The sequence below is a fragment of the Rhizobacter terrae genome, from assembly GCF_003852895.1.
GTDB classification, from domain to species: Bacteria; Pseudomonadota; Gammaproteobacteria; order Burkholderiales; family Burkholderiaceae_C; genus Albitalea; species Albitalea terrae.
On record NZ_QUSW01000001.1, the window covers coordinates 1,482,066 to 1,501,630 of the forward strand.

The window sequence follows — 19,565 nt, forward strand, 5'->3', positions numbered from 1 at the left end:
CCCCCGGCGTACACAGCGGCGATACAACCGGGTGCGGCAATGGCGCCTTCGTTCACTGCGCCCCGCACTCATGACGACCACCTCGCACCGCACCCGCTGGGGGCTCATCGCCCTGCTGTCGCTTCTCGTTGCCGGCTGCGCGCTGGCCACCTTCGCCGCCCAGGCGGACCCGGTGGCCGGCATCCGCATGGCCATCCGCAGCACGGCCCGGACCTCGCTGCTGCTGTTCTGCGCGGCCTTCGGCGCAGCAGCCCTGCATGCCCGATGGCCGGGCGCTGCGACGCGCTGGCTGCGCGCCAACCGGCGCGAGCTGGGACTGTCGTTCGCCGCCTCGCACACGATGCACGCCGCCGCACTCGCCACGCTGCACCAGGCCAGTCCCGGCACCTTCGCCGCCCTGGTCAACCCGGCGATGTGGGTGCTGGGCGGCTTGGGCTACGTGTTCATCGCGGCCATGGCGCTCACCTCGACGAACGCCGCGCAACGCGCGATGGGCGCGAACTGGCGTCGCCTGCACCTGATCGGCGGGTACTACCTCGCGATCGGCTTGTTCAACGGCGTCATCAAGCACCTCAACGAGGGCGCCATCTACTGGCTGATGGCGACCCTCGTCGTGTCGGTGCTGGTGCTGCGCTGGACGCAGCCGCGCCGTCAGGGGTTGGCGTTGGGCAAGGTGTAGCTGAGGATCAGCTCCGGCCCGGAGGTGGTCTGACCCACCCAGTCGATCTGGTTGCCGGCGCCGTTGCCGTCGGTGGCCAGCTTGAAGGCCAGGCGCAGCTGGGTGCGGCCGGCGCGGTTGACGTTGGCGCTCGGCACCTGGCCGTACGCGACCTGGCCACGGTAGGACGCCTTCGGATCGCTGATGCGGCCCGGCAGCATCGTGGCGATCGCGTTGAAATCGTCCAGCGCCAGGCTGGTGCTGGCGCCCAGCACGGCGGCGGCTTCAATGCCCAGGTCCGCCAAGGTCGTGGGCATCGCATCGCTGGCAAGGTTCTTCTTCAGCACCACGCTGGCGGGCGCGTCGGACAGCACTGCGTTGACCGGCAGCGTCGACGATGAGGTGTCGAAGGACAGCACGGACTTGACCTGCCGGTTCAGCACGGTGTCGCCCGTGCGCAGCGGCAGGCCCTGCTGGATCTGCCCACCCGTGCCACCGTCCTTGGACTCCACCACCCGCCCGCTCTCGGTATTGATGGCGTCGATGCCGGTGATGCTCGCCACGCGCGGGTCGTCGGCGAACTCGGTCGAGTGCAGCTGCCTGTTCATCGACATGCAGTAGCCGTTGTTGTCATCGGCCCAGTAGTAGACAAATGACAGGTGCTGGGTCGTGGGCGTCGCGACGTAGTGGCGGTTGTCGACGCTCGTCATGAACTGCTGTGCGTTCCTGTTGTCGCCCTGCACGCAGGCCTCGCCCGGCTTGGTGTAGTTCACCGACCACTGGGCGGCACCGAAGGGCTTGTTGTTGGTGATCGCCAGGTTCATCAGGCTGTAGAACACCTTCTCGTCATTGGGAACGGGATCGTTCGTGAAGTCCAGGCTGAAGCGCGGGTCGACGGGGTCGAAGTAGAAGGCGCCGGCCACCACGTCGACCCACAGCTTGTCGGTGGGAGACGACGCGGCAGGGAACCAGGGTCCGAGGACGGCCACTTCATCGTGCCGGCGGTTCCAGACCCAGGCCTCCCACGTGAAGATCAGGTTGTGCAGATGGCGCTGGTTGACGTAGTAGTTGGCCACCTCGCGCCACAGCGCCACGAACTCTTGCGGATGCTGGGTCTGGTTCTGCTGCGGGTTGGAGTTCGGGCCGTAGTACTTGTCGCCGGTGTTGAATTCGGCGAAGGGTCGGAACAGCACCGGAATGGGCTTGCCGTCGGCCGTCTTCAGCTTGGCCAGGCCGTCGGCGATGGTGTCGATCTCATCCCAGAAGAGCTTGGCGGGGCCGGTCGCGCGATTGGCATAGGCCAGTTGGCCGAGTGGTCCTTGCCCATCGAAGTAATCGCGGCCGCTGGCCTGGTGCCACGGGTTGCGCGGCGTCGCGGTGATGGCCACGATCGGGTGGTAGATGTTGGACACCTCGATCAGCCGCGTGTTGATCTGGTCGATCAGCCCGGCGTCCAGCAGGTAGTTGTCCTTGCCCACGTTGCTGTCGTAGCGCGCGCCGATCAGCCGCGGGTAGGCATGCCGGCCGTTGGTGGCGCTGTCGATGCGGAAGGTCGGCATGTCGAAGGACACCGAGGTCTGGTTCATCTCGCCCGGGCCGCCCATGTGCTGCCCGAGGATCATGTTGGAGCTGCCCTTGCTCGTGCGGGTCTTGATGAAGCTGTAGGCGTTCTGCGTCTCCTGGGTGGCCGCCGGGTCGCTCAACCTGGCAGTGGATCCGTCGTTGGGCCGGGTGTAGATGGTGTCTGCATGCGCGACGGAGGCCGCAGCACAGGCTGCAGCCACCGTCGCGACGGCGAACCAGACTTTCAAAGCACGCGTGCCGGTCTCGTGGCCGGTCAGCGCTGTGGTGCGGATGGACATCACGCTCTCCCTGAGCAATCGGTTGGTATGGGAGGCATCGTAGGCAGCGCACTGTGAAGGGCAGGTGAAGCAAAAGGCAGCACACCGGTGAGCTGTCGATCAGAGCCGGCGAACAGTCGAATCAGCCCCTTGAACGGCAAAGGAGCAATGCGACCCATCAAGCAACGCCCGCGGATCCGGCTGCGCCGGTCCGCAGGGTGGCGCCCCTTGGGGGCAGGAGCGCCAGCGACTGGGGGGCCTAGCTACGGCGTGATCTGGATGTCGTCGAAGTAGCCGCGGAAGTTGCCCGTCGCCCCCGGCTGGTCGTAGGCCACCAGGATGCGCACGATGGTCTTGCCCGCCATCCACTGCCCGATGTTGGACTGCACGTTGTTCCACTGGTCGTTCACCAGCCGTCCACCACGCCCCTGGAACTCCGGATGCACGCGCACACCGTTCTGGTCAGTGGCGCCGGAATCGCGCAGGCTGCTGCCGTCGCTGAAGATCAGGTCCACGGCCACGTAGCGGCTGTGGGTGGCGCTGCTCTGTGGGTAGACCCAGTACGACAGCTTCGTGGTGCTGGTCACCGCGATGTTCACGTCGAACACCTTGTTGTACGAGAACGAGCGCGTCGCATCGTTGTCCATGCCCGAGTACATGAGCGCCGTGCTGCCGCTGTGCGCGACGTTCTCGCGCCGCACCGAGGTCTCCATGTGGTTCAGGCCGCAGCAGTAGCCGCCGACGTTGGCCTGGAAGTCCACCGTGTCGTTCCAGTCGGGCTGCGCGGCCAGGCTCTCGAAGTCCGACGAGAACGAGGTGGCGCGCGTGTTGGTGCGCGGCGCATCGAAGGACGGCGGCGCATCGCCCGGTGCGCTGCCCCAGGCGGTGTTGGCGGCGCTGCCCAGAACGAAGTCCAGCGTGGTGTCGGACGCGAGGCCCGTGAGCGGCAGCCAGGTGCTGGTCGAGGCTGCCCCGTTGACCTTCATGCTCTGGATGTAGGTGCCGTTGGCGCCTGCATTCGATGCGTTGATGGTCAGCGTGCGGCCATTGCCCATGCGCACCACCGTGCTCGGGAACAGCGGGCTGCCGATGGTGAAGCCGCCCAGGCCCGGGATCTCCGGGTACAGGCCGAGCGCGCCCCACACGAACCAGGCCGAGGTAGCGCCCAGGTCGTCGTTGCCCGTGAGGCCGTCAGCGCCGTTGCGGTACAGGTCGGTCAGGATGCGCCGCACCACCGACTGTGTCTTGTACGGTGCACCAGCGAAGTTGTAGGCCCAGGGAGAGCCGTGCTCCGGCTCGTTGCCCATGAAGGCATACGGGCTGGCCGGGCCAGCGTCGAGCTTGGTGAAGTGCTCGTCCAGCCGCGCAACGGCCGCGGCGTTGCCACCCATGTGGTCGATGAGGCCGCGGTAGTTCTGCGGAACCATCCAGGTGTACTGCGCGGAGTTGCCTTCCACGAAGTCGCCACCATCCACCGCACGGTCGAAGCCGTTCTTGAACGAGCCGCCCGTGTCGCGCGGATGGATGTAGCCGCTGTTGTTGGAGTACAGCGTCTTCCAGGCCTGCGCCTTGGTGAAGTACAGGTCGCGCTTGGCGGTGTTGCCCAGGGCACCGGCGAACTGGCCGATGGCGGAGTCCGCGAGCGCGAACTCCAGCGTGGTGGCGGACGGACCCCACACGCCCGAGCTGCCCATGGGGATGTAGCCGCGGCTCAGGTACTCCGACAGGCCCGGCCGTGTCTCGCAGTTGCGTGAATGCACGCCCGGCTGCGTGGCCGCCTTCTCCATGTAGCCGAGCGCTGCGGTGGTGTCGAAGGCCGTGCCGCCGAAGGCATACAGGTTGGCCACGATCACCGCGCCCGCATCGCCCACCATCACGCAGGTGTCGTCGTTCGCCGTCGGCCATTTCGGATAGCCACCGCCACCCATCTGCGCATCGACCACCATCGACTGCGCCATGTCGCTGGCCACCTTGGGCGAGAGCCAACCGATCAACTGCACCTGCGAGCGGTAGATGTCCCAGCCGGAGAAGGTGGCGTACTTGTCCCAGCCACCGCCCGTGCTGTAGATCTTGTTGTCGAAGCCGATGAACTGGTTGTTCACGTCGCTGAAGAGGTTCGGGTGCAGCGACGAGTGGTACAGCGCCGTGTAGAACTTCGTGCGGTCGTCGTTGGAGCCGCCGGTGACCTGCACCTTGTTGAGCGTGCTGTTCCAGGTGGACTGCGCCGACGCTTTCAAGCCATCGAAGTCCCAGTTCGGGTTCTCGGTCTGCATGTTCAGCTTGGCGTTGGCCGTGCTCACGTACGACACGCCGATGCGCAGCCGCACCTGCCCGCCGCCAGCGAACTTCACCCAGCCGCCGTTGTTCTTGGCACGCGCCGCCGTGCGCGAGCCGGCGGTGATGGTGTCGCCCTGGTAGGTGCCGAAGCTCGCGAAGCTCTTGTCGAACTGGCCGTAGAAGTACACGAAGTACCCGCCGCCGCCACACACGCCACCGGTCTCGACGAAGCCCTGGACCGAGTCGTTGCCGACGATCTCCAGCTGCGCACTGCGTGCGCCCACGCCGTTGCGGCCGGTGTTGAGGATCATCGTCGCGTCGTTGGTGGCCGGCCAGGTGAAGCGGCCGAAGCCGGTACGGCGCGTCACCGTGAGCTCGGTGTTCACGCCGTTGTTCATGCCCACGCGGTAGTAGCCCGGCACCGCCTGTTCATTGGCGTGCGAGAAGCCCACCTGGTAGTTCTCGATGTGGGTGCCCGGCGAGACGCCGATGTTGCCGACGATGGGCAGCATCGAAATGTCCTGCTGGATGGTGCAGCCCGTGCCGCTGCTGTGCACGAGGCTCAGGCCCTGCAGCACGCCCTTGTCGTAGTTGTAGCCGCCAAATGCATAGAACTCGCCGTAGCCGGTGTCGGGGCTGTACTGCACCATGCCGAAGGGCAGCGTCGCGCCCGGGAAGGTGTTACCCACCGCGCCGCCGGTGCCCTGGTTGTCGGGGCTGGGGTTGCCGATCTTGGTGCCGATGAACGGGTTCACCCAGGGAAGCAGATTCTGGTCTGCCGCAGCTTCTGCGGTCGCGGCCTGGATCTTCATCCCCGCGTTGTTCACCATGTGGAAGGTCTGCGCCACGTTGTCCTGCGAGCCACCGCCGCAAGACGCCAACGCGATCGCCGATGCGGCGGTGAACAGGCGAGCGAAGCCCCGCCAGGACCTGGACAAGGTCTGAGCCATGAAGGATCTCCTCCAACGTTTTGAACGAACGACGGCTTGCCGGACCGCGCCGCGGCGTGGTACGTGGAGTCGTCACTGCTGCGTGCTGAAGACCCGCCAGGCGCGGCCGATGCCGCGTCAGATCCGTTCTGTCTCCTCGATCACCGGTTGTTCGAAAACTTCTTGTGCAACAGCAGCGGGTCTTCGTGCCGGCCTGGGTGCCATCGGGTGGCCGGTCAATTAATCAAGTAAGTTGATCATAGTGACGAAGACGGCGCTTGCACATGAACGCCATGCGGACTCAGGGGGATTTGGTACCAAGGAGTACTGCTTCAGCGGACGAGGAAGGTCGCGTCGCTGTTGTCCTGAGAATTGGCCAGCGGTGTGAGCCAGAGCTGAGCGTCGCCGTGACGAAAGAACTGGAAATCTCCTCCGGCAGGTCGACGTGGCTAGGCCCAACTAGTGACTAATAGAGTGAAAATATTAGTCATCAATGTGACTTGACGCCACACCGGGATTTCCAGAGGTCGAACGCGCCTCAGCGGTTCATCGCCGCTCCCCAGGCCTGCGCGATGTCCTCGAGCAGCGCCTCCACCGGCTCCAGCCCCACCCAGAAGCGGATGATCGCGCCCACAGGCTCGCCCAGGCGGCGCAGCCGCTGCGCCGCGTTGTGCGTGGCCGCGTAAGGCAAGGCCAGGCTCGAATGCCCGCCCCAGGACATGCCCAGCGGAAAGTGGCGCAACCCTTCCACGAACGCCTTCACGCGCGCCTCGTCCACCGATTCGTGCAGCGTGACGCTGAAAAGGCCCGCAGCGGCTGTGAAATGCGCTTTCCAATGTGCATGCCCGGGGCACTCCTCGAAGGCCGGATGCAGCACCCGCTGCACGCCCGGCCGCCCGCGAAACCAGGCCGCCAGCTGCTCGCCCGAGCGCGCACTCTGCTCGTAGCGCAGCCACATGGTGGGCAGCCCGCGCAGCACGAGGTAGGCATCGTCCGCGCTCACGCCCATGCCGAGGAAATGCCGCGTCTCGTGCAGCCGGGTCAGCAGTCCCTCGTTCACGCAGGACAGGCTGCCCAGCGTGACGTCCGAGGCACCGGACTGGAACTTGGTCAAGGCCTGCAAGGACACGTCGATGCCCAGGTCGAAGGGCTTGAGATGGAGGCCGGCGCTGTAGGTGTTGTCGATGGCGACGTGCGCTCCCACGGACCTCGCGTGGGCGACCAGCCGCGTCAGGTCGGGCACTTCCATGGTGATGGAGCCCGGCGCCTCGATCCACACCAGCCGCGTCCCGGCCGGGATGTTCTCGGCCCAGGTGTCTGGCTGAGTGGGCTCGTACACCGACACCTCGATGCCCAGGCGGCGCAGCAGCACATCGGCCATCTGCCCGCCGCCGCCATAGCCATTGACCGGCATGGCGATGAGCTCTCCAGGCTGGAGCAGCGCCAGGGCCACCACGGAATAGCCCGCCAGGCCCGAGGGCAGGACCAGCGCGTGGCGGGCCCCTTCGGTCTCGGCCAGCTGCTTCTCCAGCTCGCGGGTGGTGGGCGTGCCCTCGCGGCCGTACACGAAGGCCTCGCGGCTGCGCCAGTCGTGGCGGCGCATGGCGTCCACGTCGTCGAAGAGCACGGTGGCGGCCCGATGCACCGGCGGCAGCACCGCGCGGAAGGTGGCGGATGCACCGCGCGCGTCATCGCGCGAAGCGGGGGGCTGGGTCATGAATCGGTCCTTTCATGACTCAAGGATAGTCTGGCCGGACTCCTGGCCGAGCCGGGCCCGGTCCGCGCTCAGAGGTCCTGCAGCGAACTCACCACTCGCGACGCCGGCATGCTGTGCGGACGCCCGACCAGGCCCGACGATGGCGGGCCGAACTCGCCGCCACCCAGGTCCATGGCCAGGGCACCGCTCCAGGAGAAGCCGCCGCCGGTGGCGTAGTAACGCTCCTCGCCGTTGGAGCCGCGCCGGATGACGACCATGCCCCCGTCCAGACCGAGCGCATCCGCCAGCTCGGAACTGAGGTGTTCTTCGATGGAGAAATCGGAGGGATCGTGGCCCCACAACAGCAGCAGGTCCCGGAGGGTGGCTGCCTTGTCGGAGTCGCCGGCGAAATCGCGAAGCATGATGTCTGAGGGTTGGTACGGAGAAGTTCCCGTGCCGGCATTCTTGGAGAGGCTGGTTCCCGGCTCCATCCCCCTCCAGGGTGATCTCCCCTCAAGCACGGGGATGGAAATAGTCCGTCACACCCTGCGTACCCGCCCCTATGGCGGTGTCAGCTTGACACGGCAAAATGCGCGCCATGCCTAATATCGCCGCCGTCCTTAAAACCGAGATCTCGCGCATCGCCCGCAAGGAAATGCGCTCGGAGATCCAATCCCTCAAACAAGCCGTGAGCACGCAACGCGCGCAGATCGCCACGTTGAAGAAGCGCGCGGAAACTGCCGAACGGCTGTTGCGCCAGTTGAGCAAGGGCGCCGCCCGGGCCACGCCGGCCAAGGCAGCTGCCGAGGACGACGAATCCGCCGGTGGCCTGCGCTTCAGCGCCAAGGGGCTCAAGTCGCTGCGCATCAAGCTCGCGCTGTCGGCCAACGACATGGGTCTGCTGCTGGGCGCCACCGGCCAGTCGGTTTACAACTGGGAAAGCGGCAAGGTCCGTCCGCACGCCAAGCACCTGCCCGCCATCGCTGCGCTGCGCGGCCAGGGCAAGAAGGAAGTCGCCAAGCGCCTGGAAGCCCTGCAGGCCCAGGCAAGCTGACGCACCGGCCGCCGGGTTCAGGCGGCCGGCAGCTTGAATCGGCCCACCGCGTCCACGAGGCGCCGTGCCTGGCTGCTGAGGCTTTCGGTGGCCGCGGCCGACTCTTCCACCAGCGCTGCGTTGCTCTGGGTCATGTGGTCCAGCTGGACCATGGCCTGGTTCATCTCGTGCACGCCGGTTGATTGCGTCGAGCTGGACGCCTCGATCTGGGCGATCAGGTCCGCGACGCGGTGCACGCGGTCGAAGATGTCGCCCATCTGATTGCCCGCCTGCTGCACCAGCGAGGAGCCGCGCTCCGCGCGCTCGCTGCTGCCGCCGATCAGGGTCCGTATCTGCCTGGCTGCCTCGCTGCTGCGCTGTGCCAGCGCACGCACTTCACCCGCCACGACCGCGAAGCCGCGCCCCTGCTCGCCCGCACGTGCAGCCTCGACGGCCGCATTCAGCGCAAGCAGATTGGTCTGGAAGGCAATGCCGTCGATGACCGCGACGATCTCGCCGATCTCGCGAGAGCTGCGGGCGATGTCCTCCATCGTGGACACCACGCCATCGACCACCTGCTTGCCATGCTGCGCGGCGTCGCGCGCCTGTGTCACCAGGTCCACCGCACCGGTGGCCGCCTGCGCGCTGGCCTCCAGGTTGGATGACAGCTTTTGCATCGACGACGCCGTCTGCTGCAGGTTGGTGGCCTGCTCCTCGGTGCGCTGGCTGAGGTCTGCATTGCCCATGGAGATCTGGCGTGACCCGGTCGCGATGGAGTCGCTGCTGGCACGCACCACATCGACCACGTCGGTGAGACGCTCGCACATGGTGCGCATGGCTGCCATGATGCTGCCGGTATCGCCAGGTGCGACTTCCACCTTCACGCGGAGGTCGCCCGAGGCCACCGCCTGCGCCACCGCGGCCGCAGCCGCCGGCTCGCCGCCGATGGACGCCCAGATGCTCTTCCACCCGAAACGCCCGAGCAGGCCGAGCGCCAGCGCCGCGGCCAGAAAGACCGTCCATTGCACTTGGCTGACCAGCGACAGCGTGTCATCAAAACCCTTGGCCGCATCATCGGCAAAGCGGGTGGACTGCCGGACCGTCTCGTCCACGCCCTCTCGGTGCTTCAGGTATTGCGCATCGGCTGCCTTGAGAGCGGACTGGGCCGTGGCGGCATCGCCCTTCTTGAGCACCTTCAGCACAGCCCGCGATGATTCGATGAAGCGCTGCCCGGCCTGGTGCTGCGCACCCAGCAACTGCGCCTCCAGTCCGTAGGGCGGATTGGCCGTCCAGTAGGCGATGCGCTCCTGGTATTCCTTCTCCAGCCTCGCTGCCTCACCCACCGCCTTGTCGATGGGCATGCTGCCTTCGGTGGCCTGCGAGAGCACGAGCCGCAGCTCGATGAGGTACATGGGCGGCGGCAGGATGTCGGCGGTGACGTCCTTGGCGACGAAGGTTCTTGTCGCGGCAGACGCGCCGCGCTGGGCGCCCCAGAGGGACATGGCCATCAACAGGCTGGCCGCCAAGATGCCGGACACGATCAGTGCCAGCAGGGTATGACGCAAAGACTTCAAAAGCGCTCCCTGTGCGACGGTCTTGCCGCATCAGGGCTTGTCGGCGCGTCGGTGGAAGGCTTGATGCGGACCGACCCTGATCCGGGCCGATCCGAGAACTTGTGCGCGACCTCAGGTGACGTCAATCGCACCCACGTAGAGCCCGTGCGCCGGCATCTCGAAGCGGTTGCCATTGCGCTGCCCGCGTTGCGACACCGGCAGCTGAGCAAAAGGTGCGGCGTCGCTGGCGCTGCTCGCAGGCGCGCCGGGCAGGTCGAAGCTGGCGGGCTGACCAGACAGGTTGAACAGCATCAGCAAGGACGGCCCGGCATCACCGGCCTCGGGCGTGCGCACCAGCGCCAGCACGGGCTCGGGGGCATCCAGGAAGCGGATGGGCCCGGTGCGCAGCGCAGGCACGGTCTTGCGCCATTGCAGGAAGGCTCTCAGGAAGTGGATGGGCGCGTTCGGGTCCGCCTCGCTCACGTCCACCGCGCGTGCACGATGTGCCTCAGGCACCGGCAGCCAGGGCGTCTTGCCCGCCGGTGTGCCGAAGCCGCCATTGGGCTGGTCGCGATGCCAGGGCATGGGCGTGCGGCAGCCATCGCGGCCCTTGTTCGCCGGCCAGAAGGTGATGCCCACCGGGTCCTGCAGCAGCTCGTAGGGCACGTCGGCCTCGGGCAGGCCGAGTTCGTCGCCCTGGTACCAGCAGGCGCTGCCGCGCAGGCTCAGCAGCATGGCGCCGGCCACCCGTGCAAAGGGCAGCGGCGCATCGGGGCCGCCCCAGCGCGACATCATGCGCGGCATGTCATGGTTGCTGATGGTCCAGCATGGCCAGCCACCGTTGCCGGGCTGCGCCGTCATCGTCTCGAACTCCTCGACCTGCCGGCGGATGTAGGCCGCGCTCTTCTCCGGTGTGAGCAGGCTGAAGCTGTAGGTCATGTTCAGGCGCTTGTTCTGCGCGCTGTAGGCAAGCATGGTCGGCAGGGCCTGCGGATCGCCGATCTCGCCCACGCTGGCCGCACCGTATTCGTCGAGCAACTGGCGGATGCGTTCGAGGAAGCCGAGGTTCTCCGGCTGCGTCTTGTCGAAGCGGTGCACCTGCATCTCGTACGGGTTGGCGGGCAGGTCCTGCCCTGCGGCCAGGGGCTGTGCGGGGTTGGAACGCAGTTGCCGGTCGTGGAAGTGGAAGTTGCACGCATCGAAGCGGAAGCCATCCACGCCGCGGTCGAGCCAGAAGCGGATGTCGTCCAGCAGCTGCTGCTGCACGGCTTCGTTGTGGAAGTTCAGGTCTGGTTGCGAGACGAGGAAGTTGTGCAGGTAGTACTGCTTGCGGCGCGTGTCCCACTGCCAGGAGCTGCCGCCGAAGACGCTGAGCCAGTTGTTGGGCGGCGAGCCATCGGGCTGCGGGTCGACCCACACGTACCAGTCGGCGCGCGGGTTGTCGCGACTCGAACGGCTCTCGACAAACCAGGCGTGCTGATCGGAAGAGTGCGAGAGCACCTGGTCGATCATCACCTTCAGGCCGAGCTCGTGCGCACGCGCGACGAGGCGATCGAAATCGGCGAGCGTGCCGAACATGGGATCGACGTCGCGGTAGTCGCTCACGTCGTAGCCGAAGTCCTTCATCGGAGAGCGGAAGAAGGGCGAAATCCAGATCGCGTCGGCACCGAGCTTCGCGATGTGCGACAGCTTCTCGACGATGCCCGCGAGGTCGCCGATGCCATCGCCGTTGTAGTCGGCGTAACTACGCGGATAGATCTGGTAGATCACCGCGCCGCGCCACCAATTCTTGTCGGCAGCGGTCTTGGACGATGGGTGCTTGGAAGGTACTTCAGTCATGCATTCACCTTGTGATGGTGCTTCGGGGGGATGCCAAACATTGTGGCCGAACGCGGGAACCACGGGGCAACAACAGGTGGCTCACGTCATGAGCTTGTGTTCCAAGACAATGTCTTCACACGTGAGCGAAACGCCCACGTGACTACTACAAGGCATGACTCAGGGAAGGAGTTCACATGTTGTCGTTCGGACGATGGCTGCTTGCATCGGCAGCCCTTTCACCGGTGGCTTCGCTGGCCATGACGTGCGCGCACGGCGATCACCCCACATCTGACACGAACGCTGTTAACCAATCATTGCGTGCCGGTTCGCTCAGCGGGGCCTTGGACCTCGACAGCACCTGGCCCGACACGATCAGCATGGTCTTCAGCCACGAAGACCCGCTGGACATCGTGCTCGGCGAGGGCGCGGAGGAATCCGCGATCGTCGCCCCATCCAATCCGGAATCCGATGGGTGGGCGCTGATGGGTCTGGTGCTGGCGCTGTGGGGCCTGCTGCATTCGCGACGGCTCAACGCGGCCTGACGATCAAGCAGGGAGGATGGCGGGAGGAGAAGCAAAAAAGGGAAGCAAAAGGGAAAGGCCCTGATCGACATTGCCGATCAGGGCCTTTTGATTTGGTTGCGGGGGCTGGATTTGAACCAACGACCTTTGGGTTATGAGCCCAACGAGCTACCAGACTGCTCCACCCCGCGACTGAAGCCTCAGACTATAGCACAACCAAATGGGACTTTCACAGTTCATCCCAATCAAAGTCCTGCCTTGTTCAGCGTGTCGATGAACTTCTCGACGTTCTGGAATCCGATCACGCGCGGACGCACAAGTTCCTTGCCTTGTGCATCAAAGAAGATCGTGCCTGGTGGACCGAAGAGCTGGAAGCGCTTGAGCAGTTCGCGGTCGTCCGCATTGTTGTGCGTCACATCGGCTTTCAGGAGCATCGCGTTGGCGAGCTTGGCCGCCACCTTCGTGTCGGTGAAGGTCAGGTGCTCCATCTCCTTGCAGGACACGCACCAGTCGGCGTAGAAGTCGAGCATCGCCACGCGATTGCTGCTTCGCGCCTGCGCGAGCTTGGCGTCGAGTTCTGCCACGCTGCGGACCGTCTCGAAAGGCAGCGCCGAGGCGACGCGTTCAGCCGCGGCCTTGTTGGGAGTGAACACCGAGAGCGGACGCAGCGGATCGGTGCCGCCGGCCAAACCACTGCCCAGCTGCGCCACGCCGACGAGACCGACCAGCGCCGCAGCAATCTTGCGGCCGGTTCCCGTGCTCGATCCGTCTCGCTTGCCGGCACCCAGCACGACATACGCAGCACCGAGCAGCAAGACGCCCAACAGTGCGATCGCGACGCTCGTGGGCAGCACCGGTTGGATCACATACAAGGCAACACCGATGAGCACAAGGCCGAAGACACGCTTCACCTCGTTCATCCATGCGCCCACCTTCGGCAGCAGGGCACCCGCAGACGCACCCACGAGCAGCAACGGCACGCTCATGCCGACCGACAAGGCAAAGAGCGCCGTGCCGCCCAGCACCACATCGCGCGTCTGGCCGATGAACACCAACGCAGCCGCCAGCGGTGCCGCCACACAAGGGCTGACGATCAGGGCCGACAACCCGCCCATCGCGAACACACCCGCGAACCGGCCGCCGGGCAGGCGCTGCGAGGTCTCGTTCAGGGAGCTGGTGAAGCGCGTTGGCAATTGCAGCTCGTACACGCCGAACATCGACAGGCTCAACACCACCAGCATCAGGGCAAAGGTCCCGAGCACCCAGGGGTTCTGGAGGTAGGCCGCGAGGCCGTTGCCCGCGAGGCCGGCTGCTACGCCCAAAGCGGTATAGACCACTGCCATGCCCAGGGAGTAGCCAACGGACAGTGTGAAGGAACGCCCGCGGTGTTGGCCGGTACCGCCACCTTGCCCGACGATGATGGACGACAGGATGGGCACCATGGGCAGCACGCAGGGCGTGAGGGACAAGGCGATGCCCGCCAGGAAGAACACGCCCACGGTCTTCCAGAATCCGCCCGAGCGAAGCACGGTCTCGATGCCGTCACCTTCGTCGGCGACTGAAGATTCCTGTGAAGCCTTGGCGCCAGTCGCCGGGACTGACATCGATGCGGGAGGTGACACATCCGTCGACGCACCCGGGATGGGGATCTCACGCCCCGGCAGAACACGTGCCGTGCCGTCGCCGCCGAATCCGGCCAAGCTCACGTCCGCACGCATCTGCGCCGGCGGGTAGCACAAGCCCTTGTCGGCACAGCCTTGATAGTTCACGGCCACGCGAAATGGATTCTTGGCTTGCTCCACCGGCACGGTGATGCGCAACAAGCCGCGGTGAGTCTCGACGTTCTTCTGGAAGGTCTCGTCGAACTTCACCTTGCCGGGCGGGAAGACCGGCGCGCCGATGCTGGCGCCGGTGGCGGCGAACTTGAACTGCTCGCGATACAGGTAGTAGCCGGGCGCGATGTCGAAGATGATTTCGACCGTCTTGGCATCCTGCGCACGCACGCTGCCTTTGAAGGCCACTTCCGGGTCCAGGAAGTCGTCTTCCGCCCGTGCCTGCACGCCGGCCAGCAAGGCAAGCACGCCCAGTGCCGCGAACACCCAGGACTGCCATCTGACCAGCTTCACTCGCATCCCGACGTCTCTTTGTTGAATCCCATCATCGACTGTATTTCCGCCCCAAGGGTTCCGGTCATTTGAAAAACCGCCTGCGGGTCAATACCAGTGCCAGGTAGTAACCGCCCAGCGCATAGGCCACCAGAATGGCCAGCGGCGCCAGCCATCGGGCCGGCATCTCGCCGATCATCAGCGGACGCACCAGATCCACCGCGGCCGTCAGCGGCAGCACGCGGGCGAAGGCCTGCAGCCAGTCCGGCATCTGCTCGATGGGAAAGTACACGCCCGACAGGAAAGTCATGGGCGTGAGCATGAGGGTGAAGTAGTAGGTGAAGAAGTCATAGCCCTTGGCCAGGGCGTTGAAGACCAGCGCGATCGAGGCAAAAGTCACACCCACGAAGCCCAGCAGCGGCAGCGCCAGCAGCATGGTCGGCGCACGGCTGATGTTCAGCGCAACGATGACGAGCATGATGGCGCCCACCGAGAACAGGCTCTTGAAGGCCGCCCAGAGCATCTCGGCGAAGACGATGTCGTCCAACGCGATCGGCGCATTCATGATGCTGTCCCAGGTCTTCTGCACGTGCATGCGCGAGAAGGCGGAGTACAGCGCCTCGAAGGTAGCGGCCAGGGCGCAGCTCACCGCGATGCTGCCCGAGGCCAGGTACGTGACGTAGGGCAGGTTGTCGATCTGGCCGACCAGCGAGCCAAGGCCATAACCGAACGCCACCAGCGTGATCAGCGGCTCGGCGATGTTGCCCACGATGCTGGGAATGGCCAGCTTGCGCCAGACGAGCAGGTTGCGCAGCATCACCGGATAGAAGCGCGCCGTGATGCGTGGTGCGGCGTAAAACGAGATCAGCATGGTCAGCCCTCGTCGCGGATCTGGCGACCCGTCAGCTTGAGGAACAGGTCCTCCAGGTTGGCCGGGCGGTGAAGGTAGCGCACGCTGTGGTCCTGCGAGAGGACGTCCAGCAGCGGCTTGGGGTCGCGCAGGTAGAAGAACACGGTCTCGCCACTGGTTTCCACGCGAGAGGCCAGTTGTGCGTGAGCCTGCGCCGCCTGCCGGGCACCATCGCCATAGCCCTCGACCACATCGCTCTCCAGGTGCTCGCGGATGAGCTGGCGTGGCTCGCCTTCCGCGATCTTGCGGCCATGGTCGAGGACCAGCAACCGGTCGCACAGGCGCTCGGCCTCGTCCATGAAGTGCGTGGTGAGCAGGATGGACTTGCCCTGCTGCAGCAGGTTCTGCAGCCGCTCCCACATCAAGTGGCGCGCCTGAGGGTCGAGGCCGGTGGTGGGCTCGTCCAGGAGCAGCAAGTCAGGGTCATTGATGAGCGCACGGCCCAGGCTCAGGCGCCGCTTCATGCCGCCGGACAGCTCGCCCGGCCGGGCATTGGCCTTGGCCTGCAGGGCACTGAATTCCAGCAGCTTTGGAATGCGCTCTTCGATGACGTGCCTGGGCAGGCCGAAGTAGCGGCCATACACCCGCAGGTTCTCGGCGCAGGTGAAATCAGGGTCCAGGCTGTCGAACTGCGTGACCACACCGATGCGCTTCTTGGCCTCGCGCACCTGCTGCGGAATGGGAAGGCCAAAGGCCTCGATGCGTCCCGAGTCCGGCGCCGCCTGGCCCAGGCACATCCGGATGGTGGTGGTCTTGCCCGCACCATTGGGCCCGATCACGCCAAGGCATTCGCCGGGTTGGATCGCCAGCGACAAGTCGTTCACCACGAGGTTGTCACCGAACGTCTTGTGCAGGTGCTCGATGCGGAAGATGGGCTCGGACATGGCCTGCGAGTGTGCCCAAAACAGAAAGGGCCAGCTTGCGCTGACCCTTTCCTTGTTTCGCTCGGTGCGAAGAACGCTTACTCAGCCTTCTCGCCAGCCTCTTCGGCGGCGGCCGGCTCGGGACGATCCACCAGCTCCACGAAGGCCATCGGGGCGTTGTCGCCCACGCGGAAACCCATCTTCAGGATGCGGGTGTAGCCGCCCGGGCGGGCCTTGTAGCGCGGGCCCAGTTCGCCGAACAGCTTGGTGACGACATCGCGATCGCGGGTGCGGTCGAACGCCAGGCGGCGGTTGGCGAGGGTCGGCTCCTTGGCCAGCGTGATGAGCGGCTCGACGACGCGGCGCAGTTCCTTGGCCTTGGGAACCGTGGTCTTGATCGCTTCGTGCGTGAGCAGCGAATTGCACATGTTGCGCAGCATGGCGGCGCGGTGCTCGCTGGTACGGTTGAGTTTGCGAAGTCCGTGACGGTGACGCATGGTGCTTTCCTTTCCTTATCAAAACCGGCAGCCGTGTCAGGTACTGTCGGGTGCACCGGGCTGGTTTTTCCAGCCCACTTTTCAAAAAACTATCTCAACGCTTGTCAAGACCTTGGGGCGGCCAGTTCTCGAGGCGGGCACCCAGGGTGAGACCGCGGGAGGCCAGCACTTCCTTGATTTCGTTGAGCGACTTGCGACCCAGGTTCGGGGTCTTGAGCAGCTCGGTCTCGGTACGCTGGATCAGGTCGCCGATGTAATAGATGTTCTCGGCCTTCAGGCAGTTGGCCGAACGCACGGTGAGTTCGAGCTCGTCCACCGGACGCAGCAGGATCGGGTCGAACTGCGTGCTGCGCTGGGCGGCCGGCGCGTCGAAGATGTCGCCGACCTGGCCTTCGAGCTGGGCGAACACGGCGAGCTGCTCGACGAGGATCTTGGCCGAGGCGCGGATGGCTTCCTCCGGCGAGATCGCGCCGTTGGTGACGATTTCCATCACGAGCTTGTCGAGGTCGGTGCGCTGCTCGACGCGGGCGCTTTCGACGGTGTAGCTCACGCGGGCCACGGGCGAGAACGAGGCGTCCAGCACGATGCGGCCGATGGACTTCGTGGGCTCGTCGCCGAAGCGGCGCAGGTTGCCCGGCACGTAGCCGCGGCCCTTCTCGACCTTGATCTGCATGTCCAGCTTGCCGCCTTGCGACAGGTGGGCGATGACATGGTCAGGGTTGATGATCTCGACGTCGTGCGGGGTCTGGATGTCGCCGGCGGTGACGGGGCCTTCGCCTTCCTTGCGCAGGACCAGGGTCACTTCATCACGGTTGTGAAGACGGAACACCACACCCTTGAGGTTCAGCATGATGTGAACCACGTCTTCCTGAACGCCGTCCACGGTGGAGTACTCGTGGAGCACGCCCGCGATCGTCACTTCCGTGGGCGCGTAACCCACCATCGACGACAGCAGCACCCGGCGCAGGGCATTGCCCAGCGTGTGGCCATAGCCACGCTCGAACGGCTCGAGGGTGACCTTGGCACGGTTGTGACCGAGCGGCTCGACGTGAATGGCTTTGGGTTTCAGCAGATTGGTTTGCATGTAGTCCAGTTCCTCTCAATACCCTCGGCTCGTTACACCGATAAGGCTGGCGGACAGTGCCGGGCAGAGAACCTCGCGCTGTGTGCCCGGCACGGCACAGCGCAGGTGGTGGGCGCGGTCCACGCGGCCCACCGCAGGGGGATCAACGCGAATACAGTTCGACGATCAGGGCTTCCTTGATGTCGGCACCGAATTCATCGCGGTCGGGGGTCTTCTTGAACACGCCTTCCATCTTGGAAGCGTCCACCTGCACCCAGCCGGGCATGCCCACCGATTCGGCAAGCTTGAGTGCGTCGACAATGCGCAGTTGCTTCTTGGCCGCCTCGCGCACGGCGACGGTGTCGCCGACCTTCACGAGGTAGGAAGCGATGTTCACGACCTGGCCGTTCACGGTGATCGACTTGTGCGACACCAGCTGGCGTGCCTCGGCGCGGGTCGAGCCGAAGCCCATGCGGTACACCACGTTGTCCAGGCGCGACTCGAGCAGCGTCAGCAAGTTCGAGCCGGTGTTGCCTTTGCGGCGCTCGGCCTCGGCGAAGTAGCGGCGGAACTGGCGCTCCAGCACACCGTACATGCGCTTGACCTTCTGCTTCTCGCGCAGTTGCAGGCCGAAGTCGCTGGTGCGCGAACCGGAGGTGCGACCATGTTGGCCAGGCTTGCTGTCGAACTTGGCCTTGTCGCTGATGGCGCGGCGGGCGCTCTTCAGGAACAGGTCGGTGCCTTCACGGCGGGAGAGTTTGGCCTTGGGGCCGAGGTAACGTGCCACGTTGCTTTCCTTTGGTCATCTGACGCAGGCGGTGGGGCTTGCGCGAGTCTGGCGAGTGTTGTTGTGGGCGCTCAGACGGTGGTCTTACATGCGAGGCCGGACGATATGAAAACGGCCGGCCTCAGTACAAAGTCGGCGAGTCGCCGTGAAGCGACCGCCGACATGGGGTGAAGCGCGCTTAGATGCGACGACGCTTCTGGGGACGGCAGCCGTTGTGAGGAACCGGCGTCACGTCCGAAATCGAATTGATGCGAATGCCCAGAGAGGCCAATGCACGAACCGACGACTCGCGGCCGGGGCCGGGGCCCTTGATCCGCACGTCCAGGTTCTTGATGCCTTGCTCTTGAGCTGCACGGCCCGCCACTTCCGCGGCCACCTGGGCAGCGAACGGCGTGCTCTTGCGCGAGCCCTTGAAGCCTTGGCCACCGCTGGATGCCCAGGACAGTGCGCCGCCCTGGCGATCGGTGATCGTGATGATGGTGTTGTTGAACGACGCGTGGACGTGCGCGATGCCGTCAGCGACGTTCTTGCGAACCTTCTTGCGCACGCGCTGGGCGGCGGTATTCGGTGCTTTAGCCATGTTGACCTTCTCTCAATTCTTTGCCGGTGTGCGTCGAGTCAGCGCTCGATCACTTCTTGACCGTGGCGCCCGACTTGCGCGGACCCTTGCGGGTGCGGGCATTCGTGCGGGTGCGCTGGCCGCGAACCGGCAGGCCGCGGCGATGACGGAAACCGCGATAGCAGCCCAGGTCCATCAGGCGCTTGATGTTGATGGACATCTCGCGACGCAGGTCGCCTTCGATCGTCAGGCGGCCGATTTCTTCACGGATCTTTTCCAGATCGGCGTCGGTCAGGTCCTTGATCTTGCGATCGAAAGGCACACCGCTGGCCTCGCAGATCTTCTGCGCGGTCGTGCGGCCGATGCCATAGATGGCGGTCAGGCCGATCTCGGCGTGCTTATGGGGCGGAATGTTGATACCAGCAATGCGTGCCATGTGCGTTTCCTAATTC

17 protein-coding genes and 1 tRNA gene are annotated in these 19,565 nt (G+C 65.4%); 3 read left to right on the forward strand and 15 right to left on the reverse strand.

Features of this window, described 5'->3' with window-relative positions:
* The first annotated feature begins 70 nt into the window (after positions 1–70).
* A complete protein-coding gene (locus tag DZC73_RS06830) occupies positions 71–679 on the forward strand; it encodes a cytochrome b family protein (RefSeq protein WP_124539398.1) in 609 nt (202 codons plus the stop codon).
* Here the strand turns inward: DZC73_RS06830 and DZC73_RS06835 are convergent.
* The 4 genes from DZC73_RS06835 to DZC73_RS06850 form a co-directional block, all read right to left on the reverse strand.
* Positions 652–2,520, reverse strand: coding sequence for a glycosyl hydrolase (locus DZC73_RS06835; RefSeq protein ID WP_124539399.1), 1,869 nt, complete (start codon positions 2,518–2,520; stop codon positions 652–654). The genes DZC73_RS06830 and DZC73_RS06835 overlap by 28 nt on opposite strands.
* Before the next feature lie 242 nt (positions 2,521–2,762).
* Positions 2,763–5,726, reverse strand: a complete 2,964-nt coding sequence (locus tag DZC73_RS06840) for a GH92 family glycosyl hydrolase (RefSeq protein WP_124539400.1) — start codon at positions 5,724–5,726, stop codon at positions 2,763–2,765.
* A 517-nt stretch (positions 5,727–6,243) separates the two neighbouring features.
* Complete coding sequence (locus DZC73_RS06845) at positions 6,244–7,422, reverse strand: PLP-dependent transferase (RefSeq protein ID WP_124539401.1); 1,179 nt, start codon at positions 7,420–7,422, stop codon at positions 6,244–6,246.
* A gap of 68 nt (positions 7,423–7,490) precedes the next feature.
* Positions 7,491–7,823, reverse strand: coding sequence for a hypothetical protein (locus tag DZC73_RS06850; protein WP_124539402.1), 333 nt, complete (start codon positions 7,821–7,823; stop codon positions 7,491–7,493).
* A 176-nt stretch (positions 7,824–7,999) separates the two neighbouring features.
* On the opposite strand from DZC73_RS06850, the gene DZC73_RS06855 reads away from it, so the two are divergent.
* Entirely contained in the window at positions 8,000–8,455 is a 456-nt protein-coding gene (locus DZC73_RS06855) for a helix-turn-helix domain-containing protein (protein WP_198414787.1), read from the forward strand.
* Between the two features lie 17 nt (positions 8,456–8,472).
* Here DZC73_RS06855 and DZC73_RS06860 read toward each other — a convergent pair whose 3' ends face one another.
* Positions 8,473–9,972, reverse strand: coding sequence for a methyl-accepting chemotaxis protein (locus DZC73_RS06860; RefSeq protein ID WP_124539404.1), 1,500 nt, complete (start codon positions 9,970–9,972; stop codon positions 8,473–8,475).
* Between the two features lie 147 nt (positions 9,973–10,119).
* Entirely contained in the window at positions 10,120–11,826 is a 1,707-nt protein-coding gene (locus DZC73_RS06865) for an alpha-glucosidase (RefSeq protein ID WP_124539405.1), read from the reverse strand.
* Positions 11,827–12,002: 176 nt separating this feature from the next.
* On the opposite strand from DZC73_RS06865, the gene DZC73_RS06870 reads away from it, so the two are divergent.
* Complete coding sequence (locus DZC73_RS06870; RefSeq protein WP_124539406.1) at positions 12,003–12,350, forward strand: hypothetical protein; 348 nt, start codon at positions 12,003–12,005, stop codon at positions 12,348–12,350.
* 93 nt (positions 12,351–12,443) lie between these two features.
* Here the strand turns inward: DZC73_RS06870 and DZC73_RS06875 are convergent.
* The 9 genes from DZC73_RS06875 to rpsM form a co-directional block, all read right to left on the reverse strand.
* A tRNA-Met gene (locus tag DZC73_RS06875) sits at positions 12,444–12,520 on the reverse strand.
* Positions 12,521–12,574: 54 nt separating this feature from the next.
* Positions 12,575–14,461 (reverse strand): protein-disulfide reductase DsbD, encoded by a 1,887-nt coding sequence (gene dsbD, locus DZC73_RS06880; protein ID WP_124539407.1) that lies wholly within the window; start codon positions 14,459–14,461, stop codon positions 12,575–12,577.
* A gap of 58 nt (positions 14,462–14,519) precedes the next feature.
* Positions 14,520–15,305, reverse strand: coding sequence for an ABC transporter permease (locus tag DZC73_RS06885; protein ID WP_124539408.1), 786 nt, complete (start codon positions 15,303–15,305; stop codon positions 14,520–14,522).
* A gap of 2 nt (positions 15,306–15,307) precedes the next feature.
* The gene (locus DZC73_RS06890; RefSeq protein WP_124539409.1) at positions 15,308–16,228 is read right to left on the reverse strand and encodes an ATP-binding cassette domain-containing protein; all 921 of its coding nucleotides are present in this window, start codon (positions 16,226–16,228) and stop codon (positions 15,308–15,310) included.
* Positions 16,229–16,305: 77 nt separating this feature from the next.
* A complete protein-coding gene (rplQ, locus tag DZC73_RS06895; RefSeq protein ID WP_124539410.1) occupies positions 16,306–16,704 on the reverse strand; it encodes a 50S ribosomal protein L17 in 399 nt (132 codons plus the stop codon).
* A 94-nt stretch (positions 16,705–16,798) separates the two neighbouring features.
* Positions 16,799–17,788 (reverse strand): DNA-directed RNA polymerase subunit alpha, encoded by a 990-nt coding sequence (locus tag DZC73_RS06900; protein WP_025495800.1) that lies wholly within the window; start codon positions 17,786–17,788, stop codon positions 16,799–16,801.
* A 142-nt stretch (positions 17,789–17,930) separates the two neighbouring features.
* Entirely contained in the window at positions 17,931–18,554 is a 624-nt protein-coding gene (gene rpsD / locus DZC73_RS06905) for a 30S ribosomal protein S4 (RefSeq protein ID WP_124539411.1), read from the reverse strand.
* Between the two features lie 178 nt (positions 18,555–18,732).
* Positions 18,733–19,134: a 30S ribosomal protein S11 gene (gene rpsK / locus DZC73_RS06910; RefSeq protein WP_025495798.1), complete on the reverse strand. Its 402-nt coding sequence runs from the start codon at positions 19,132–19,134 to the stop codon at positions 18,733–18,735.
* Between the two features lie 49 nt (positions 19,135–19,183).
* Entirely contained in the window at positions 19,184–19,549 is a 366-nt protein-coding gene (rpsM, locus tag DZC73_RS06915; protein WP_124539412.1) for a 30S ribosomal protein S13, read from the reverse strand.
* Positions 19,550–19,565: the final 16 nt, after the last annotated feature.